A 5,935-nucleotide genomic window follows, 5' to 3' on the forward strand; every position below is an offset into this window, starting at 1 on the left:
CCGCGACCGCGGCCGAGCTGGGTGCCACCGGGCTGGTCGCCGACGCCCGGGTGCCCGACGAGCACCGCAGGGTCGCCGCCGCGGCGGCCGGCCTCGGCTCCGTGACGGTGTGGGTGAACAACGCCGGGGTGCTGCGCGCGGGCAAGGCGTGGGAGCACACTGACGCCGACGCCGCACTGATGGTCGACGTGAACGTCGGCGGGGTGGTGCACGGGTCGCGCGCGGCCGTGGAGGTGATGCGCGCCGGCGGCGGGCACCTGCTGAACATCGCGTCGATGTCGGCGCACGGCCCGGTGCCGGGGCTCGCCGTGTACGCGGCGACGAAGGCGGCGGTGCTCGGCTTCAGCACCAGCCTGCAGGGTGACCTGGACCTCGCGCGGGTGCCGATCCGGGTGCACGTCCTCTGCCCGGACGCCGCCGACACCGCGCTGGTGCGCTCCGAGCAGGCCAGCCCGGACACCGCGATCCTGTTCTCCCAGCGCAGCGGCCTGCTCTCGCCCGGCACGGTGGCCGACGCCGCCGTCGCGCTGCTCGACGGCAGCCGCACCGTCCGGTCGCTGCCCGCCCACCGCGCCGGGGCGATGCGGATCGCAGGCGCGCTGCCCCGGATCGGGCTGCCCGTGCTGGCCCGGCTCCGCGCGCAGGGCGAGCGTCGCCGGGCCGGTCGCCCGTGAGGCGGGAGCCGCGGCGCCACGACCGCGACGCCGGCGGCGACCCGGAGCTGCTGCAGGCGAAGGCCGCGCTCCGCGACGAGGTGTGGACGGCGCTCACCGAGGCGAAGGTGGCCCGCTTCCCCGGCGCCCGGCACCGGATCTCGAACTTCACGGGTGCGGAGGCGGCGGCGCAGCGGCTGCGGGAGAGCGACGTGTGGCGGGCGGCGGACACCGTCAAGGCCAACCCGGACTCCGCGCAGCTGCCCGTGCGCCAGCGGGCGCTCGAGGACGGCAAGACCGTCTACATGGCGGTGCCGAAACTCGCCGAGCCCGAGCCGTTCTTCCTGCTCGACCCGGCCCACCTCGCCGACCCGCCGCGCAAGGCCGCCTCGATCGCCGGGGCCACCCGCTCCGCCCGCCGGGTCGCGGTGGCCGAGCTGGACCCGGTCGACCTCGTGGTGACCGGCTGCGTGGCCGTCGCGGAGGACGGCGCACGGCTGGGCAAGGGCGGCGGGTTCGCCGACCTGGAGTTCGCCCTCGCCACTGCGGCCGGGCTGATCGGCCCGGACACCCTGGTCGTCACCACCGTGCACGAGCTGCAGGTGCGCCCCGCGGGCCGCATTCCGGCCGCGCCGCACGACGCCCCGGTGGACCTCGTGGTCACCCCGGAGCGAGTGATCGACTGCCGGGAGCGGCGCGGCGCGCGGCCCGCGGACGGGATCCGCTGGAGCGAGCTCACCGAGGAGAAGATCGGCGCGATCCCGCTGCTGCGGAAGCTGCGGCCGTAGCGACCGCAACGGTCATCCGCGGCGCACGGACGGCATCGGGAGCAGCACCTTCAGCTGCGCGTTCTCGGCCGGGTCGAGCACGCCGTGCTGGACGCAGGCGGGCACCAGCGTGCCGTCCTCGGGATGCGCCATCGCGTAGTGGCAGGCCGCCAGCCGCTCCTGCGTGGCGCGCACGCCCGGGTCGTCGCTGGTGATCCCGCGCTGCACGAGGTCCCAGGCGGGGGCGACGTCGGCGGCGTCCATGAACTGGTGCATGACGAACGTGACCGGACGGGGCCGGTGCCGCAGCAGCGCGCCCACGCCCACCCGCCGGACCGTGCGCACCAGCCACGCCAGCGCGATCCCGACCACCCGGGGGCGCCCGACGGCCAGCCGCACGAGCTTCGCGGCCAGCACGGCGGGCGGGGTGCCGCCGAAACCGACGCCGGACAGGTGGCGGAAGAAGGCGTCGCGGGTGGCGAGGTCGCGCGCGTCGTCGCCGTCGAGGAACGGGTGCCACCTCTCGCCCAGGTAGAAGCCGTAGGCCGTGCGGTTGCAGCGGACGTCGCCGTTCTCGAACACGTGGTGGTCGAGGGGACGCCCGACGCCGCGCTCGATCTGCGCCCACACCGCGTCCGGACCGACGTCCCCGCCGCGGTAGGACTCCCGCCACCGCCGCTCGTCGCCCACGTAGGCCGCGGGCTGGAACGACAGCATCCCGTAGCCCATCCGCGCGACCTCGCGCACGACCTCGGGGATCTGCTCGACGTTGGCCGGCGTCACCGTCATGTTGTGCGCCAGGAAGGACCGCACGCCGTGGCGGCGGCGCAGCCGGGCGAACATCTCGGCGAACCGGCGCCGGTAGGGGTGCAGCGCGGCCTCGTCGGGCGGGCGGGGGATGCCGCGCCTGCCGAACATCATCATGTCGAAGTGCGCGGCGAACGAGACACGGCGCAGCCTGCGCCTCCCGTCGGGCCCGAGCACGAGCCGCTCCAGGTACTCCTCGTCGACGTCGCCGTGGGTCATGCTCATCGGCTCGCGGCCGTGCCGGCGCATGATCAGCAGGGTCGCGGCGTGGTCGTCGGGCGGCAGCAGCGTCACCTCACCCCCGATGAGCTGGGCGTGCGCCCGCGGCCCGCGCTCCCGCTCCAGCAGCGCCATCTGCGCCTCGACCTGTTCACGGGTGTGCGCGCCGTCCACGCGCACCCGGTTGGCGTCGCGGGAGTGGTAGCACGGGGTGCAGGCGAGGTTGCACGCCGGGAAGACGCCGTGCGTGCCCTCGCAGCCCGCGGCGAACCGGCCGAGTACCTGCCCCGGTGTCTTGACGACGTCGGGCAGCCCGGCCCAGCGGCGGGCCAGCGCGGCGGCGAAGGCCGGGTCGCGCGGGCGCGTGCGGCGTTCGAGGTCACGGAGCCGGGACAGCACGCTTACCGCACTCCCTCGCTGCGCTCGGTCGGCGCTTCGCGAACGCGCTGTATCCATGGTTCGCTCGCAAGCTCGCTCACCGGAGCATCATCACGGCTGAGCCGGTGGCATGCTCGGTGGATGGGCTACCAGCTGCTCGCCGACGCGGTGATGCTGGTGCATTTCGGGTTCCTCGCCTACGTGGCGCTGGGCGGGTTCCTGGCATGGCGGCGCCCGTGGGCGATCGTGCCGCACGCCGCCGCGGCGGCGTGGGGCCTGGTGAGCGCGACGATCGGGATCGAGTGCCCGCTCACGGCGTGGGAGGACGCCGCACGTCAGCAGGCGGGCGAGCGTGGGTTGCCGCGCGGTTTCATCGACACCTACCTCACCGGCGTGGTCTACCCCGCCGACCGGCTCCTCGAGGCGCAGCTGCTGGTCGCCGCGCTCGTGGTGGTCTCGTGGGTGGGGTTCGCGCTGCGGGCGCGCCGGCGCGCCACGAGATAGGCGTCAGTCGCCGCGCGGCCGGGCGCCCCGTTCGGCCCACTCGCGGTCGGCGGCGTCGGCGGCCTCGGTCCGCTCGCGCGCGATCTCCAGGGCGCGCGCGGCCGTCTCGCGATCCGGGTAGGGGCCCAGCCGGTCGGCGGCGCGGCACCCCTCGGGGGGCTCCACGGTGCCGTGCTTCAAGCAGTAGAACCATTGCTCGTCGCTCATCGCTCTCCCTCGCTGCGCTCGGTCGACGCTTCGCGGAGGCGCTGTGTCGATGATTCGCTCGCAAGCTCGCTCATGGAAGAAGAGGGTGGCACGTCCCCGCCCGGCCCGCCCGCCGGTGCGGCAGCATGTCGGCATGGACCAGCCCGCTTCCGCCCCGGTGATGACCGACGTCGCCCGGCTCGCCGGCGTCTCGCACCAGACCGTCTCGCGGGTGGTCAACGAGTCCCCGCATGTCAGCGAGGCCACGCGGGCCAAGGTTCTCGCCGCGATGGGCGAGCTGGGCTACCGCCGCAACGCCGTGGCGCGGGCCCTCGCCACCCGCCGCTCCGGCACGCTCGGCGTGATCACCTTCGACACGGTGCTGCACGGGCCGGTCAGCACCCTCTACAGCGTCGAGCAGGCGGCGAGCGCCGTCGGGCTCGGCGTCAGCATCGCCGTGGTGGACCGGATCGACTCGCCTGCCGTCGTGCGGGCCCTCGACCGGCTGCAGGACCAGGCCGTCGAGGGCGTCGTGGCGATCGCCCCGCACCAGGCCGCCCTCGAAGCGCTCACCGCGGAGCTGCGGCCGGTGCCCACGGTGTTCGTCGGCGGCGTGCTCCCGGCCGGGGACGACGTCGCCCTGCCCCCGGCGGTCGCGATCGACCAGCACGGCGGGGCCGAGGCCGCCACCCGCTACCTGCTCGAGCTGGGTCACCGCACGGTGCACCACCTTGCCGGCCCGCAGGACTGGATGGACGCGTCCTCGCGCAGCGCGGGTTGGCGCGCCACGCTCGCGGCGGCCGGGGCATGGGTGCCGGAGCCGGTGACGGGCGACTGGAGCGCCCGGTCCGGCTACGCGGCCATGCGGCGGCTCCTCGCCGCCGACCGCTCGCTCACGGCCGTGTTCGCGGCCAACGACCAGATGGCGCTGGGCGCTCTGCGGGCGCTCGACGAGGCCGGGTTGCGCGTACCGGACGACGTGAGCGTCGTGGGCTTCGACGACGTGCCCGAGGCCGAGTTCTTCCGGCCGCCGCTCACCACGGTCCGCCAGCGGTTCGGCGAGGCCGGACGCCGGGCGGTGCACCTGCTGCTCGACCTCATCCGGCCGGAGGACGGCCGGGCGGGGCGGGTCGTCCCGCCGGCGCTGGTGCCCACCGAGCTCCTGGTCCGGCGCAGCTGCGGGCCGGCCCGCTGAGCGGAGCCAGCGGAGCGAACATCAGCGCCGAGCGGAGCTTGCCCGTGCCGTCGATCACAGGGCGGTTGACCTGAAGTCGGGTCGAGGTACGACAGTGCCGTCATGGCCCGGTACACGCTTCCCGACCTGCCCTACGACTACGGCGCACTCGACCCGCACATCGCGGGTGAGATCATGCAGTTGCACCACTCGAAGCACCACCAGACCTACGTGACCGCCCTCAACGACACCCTCGACAAGCTCGCCGCCGCCCGCGAGCAGAACGACTTCGGCGCGATCGTCGGCCTGGAGAAGACCCTTGCGTTCAACCTCGGCGGCCATGTCAACCACTCGATCTTCTGGACCAACCTCTCCCCCGACGGCGGTGACAAGCCCACCGGCGACCTCGCCGTCGCCATCGACGACGCCTTCGGCTCCTTCGACGCCTTCCGCGCCCACTTCACCGCCGCCGCCACCACGATCCAGGGCTCCGGCTGGGCGATCCTCGCCTGGGACGCGCTCGGCGGCCGCTTGCTGATCCACCAGCTCTACGACCAGCAGGCCAACCTGCCCGCGGGCCAGGTCCCCGTCGTCCTGCTCGACATGTGGGAGCACGCCTTCTACCTGCAGTACAAGAACGTCAAGCCGGACTACGTGAAGGCCTGGTGGAACGTCGTCGACTGGGCCGACGCCGCCGCGCGCTTCGAGCGGGCCCGGTCGAGCACCGCCGGGCTGCTCACCCCCGCCTGACCGGAGCCGGCACCATGCCCCCGTCCGACACCGCGACCGCGCCCCCATCACCGGGCGCGGTCGCGGCCGACCTCCGCACCGCCTTCCGTTCGCACCCGACCGGCGTCGCCGTGATCACCGCGACCGACGGACGGGGAGTGCCGGCAGGTCTCACGGCGTCGTCGGTCGCGTCGGTGTCGCTCGAACCACCGGCGATCGTCTTCTCCATCGCGCCGGGGTCGGCCGCGCCCGCGGTTCTCGGCGCGGCGTCGTTCCTCGTCCATCTCCTGGACAGCGGGAACGCTGCACTCGCCCGCCGGTTCGCCACCCCGGGCGCGGACCGGTTCGGCCCGGCCACCCTGTGGTCGCGGCTGCCGACGGGGGAACTGCTGCTAGAGCGTGTCCCTTGGATCATGGGACGGGGTCGCGGAGCCAGATCCTGATCGAGGCGACGTCGATGGTTCCGCGGAACATGTAGTCGCGCTTGTCGTAGCGGGTGGCGACCGCGCGGTGGCCCT

8 protein-coding genes are annotated in these 5,935 nt (G+C 74.5%); 6 read left to right on the forward strand and 2 right to left on the reverse strand.

The window, feature by feature from the left end:
* On the forward strand, positions 1 to 674 hold a 674-nt coding region (locus KME75_RS39365), incomplete at its 5' end, for an SDR family oxidoreductase (RefSeq protein WP_219420080.1).
* A complete protein-coding gene (locus KME75_RS39370) occupies positions 671 to 1,441 on the forward strand; it encodes a 5-formyltetrahydrofolate cyclo-ligase (RefSeq protein ID WP_219420081.1) in 771 nt (256 codons plus the stop codon). The genes KME75_RS39365 and KME75_RS39370, both read left to right, overlap by 4 nt.
* Before the next feature lie 12 nt (positions 1,442 to 1,453).
* On the opposite strand, the gene KME75_RS39375 is transcribed toward KME75_RS39370, so the two are convergent.
* Positions 1,454 to 2,845 (reverse strand): radical SAM family protein, encoded by a 1,392-nt coding sequence (locus KME75_RS39375; RefSeq protein ID WP_219420083.1) that lies wholly within the window; start codon positions 2,843 to 2,845, stop codon positions 1,454 to 1,456.
* 120 nt (positions 2,846 to 2,965) lie between these two features.
* On the opposite strand from KME75_RS39375, the gene KME75_RS39380 reads away from it, so the two are divergent.
* Entirely contained in the window at positions 2,966 to 3,328 is a 363-nt protein-coding gene (locus KME75_RS39380) for a DUF2784 domain-containing protein (RefSeq protein ID WP_219420084.1), read from the forward strand.
* A gap of 3 nt (positions 3,329 to 3,331) precedes the next feature.
* On the opposite strand, the gene KME75_RS39385 is transcribed toward KME75_RS39380, so the two are convergent.
* Positions 3,332 to 3,535, reverse strand: a complete 204-nt coding sequence (locus tag KME75_RS39385) for a hypothetical protein (RefSeq protein ID WP_219420086.1) — start codon at positions 3,533 to 3,535, stop codon at positions 3,332 to 3,334.
* A 133-nt stretch (positions 3,536 to 3,668) separates the two neighbouring features.
* Here KME75_RS39385 and KME75_RS39390 point away from each other — a divergent pair, with 133 nt between their 5' ends.
* The 3 genes from KME75_RS39390 (at position 3,669) to KME75_RS39400 (ending at position 5,860) form a co-directional block, all read left to right on the forward strand.
* Positions 3,669 to 4,709, forward strand: coding sequence for a LacI family DNA-binding transcriptional regulator (locus KME75_RS39390; RefSeq protein WP_219420087.1), 1,041 nt, complete (start codon positions 3,669 to 3,671; stop codon positions 4,707 to 4,709).
* A 102-nt stretch (positions 4,710 to 4,811) separates the two neighbouring features.
* Positions 4,812 to 5,438 (forward strand): superoxide dismutase, encoded by a 627-nt coding sequence (locus KME75_RS39395; protein WP_219420089.1) that lies wholly within the window; start codon positions 4,812 to 4,814, stop codon positions 5,436 to 5,438.
* A gap of 14 nt (positions 5,439 to 5,452) precedes the next feature.
* Positions 5,453 to 5,860: a flavin reductase family protein gene (locus KME75_RS39400; protein ID WP_219420091.1), complete on the forward strand. Its 408-nt coding sequence runs from the start codon at positions 5,453 to 5,455 to the stop codon at positions 5,858 to 5,860.
* Positions 5,861 to 5,935: the final 75 nt, after the last annotated feature.

The sequence above is a fragment of the Pseudonocardia nigra genome, from assembly GCF_019396355.1.
GTDB lineage: Bacteria > Actinomycetota > Actinomycetes > Mycobacteriales > Pseudonocardiaceae > Pseudonocardia > Pseudonocardia nigra.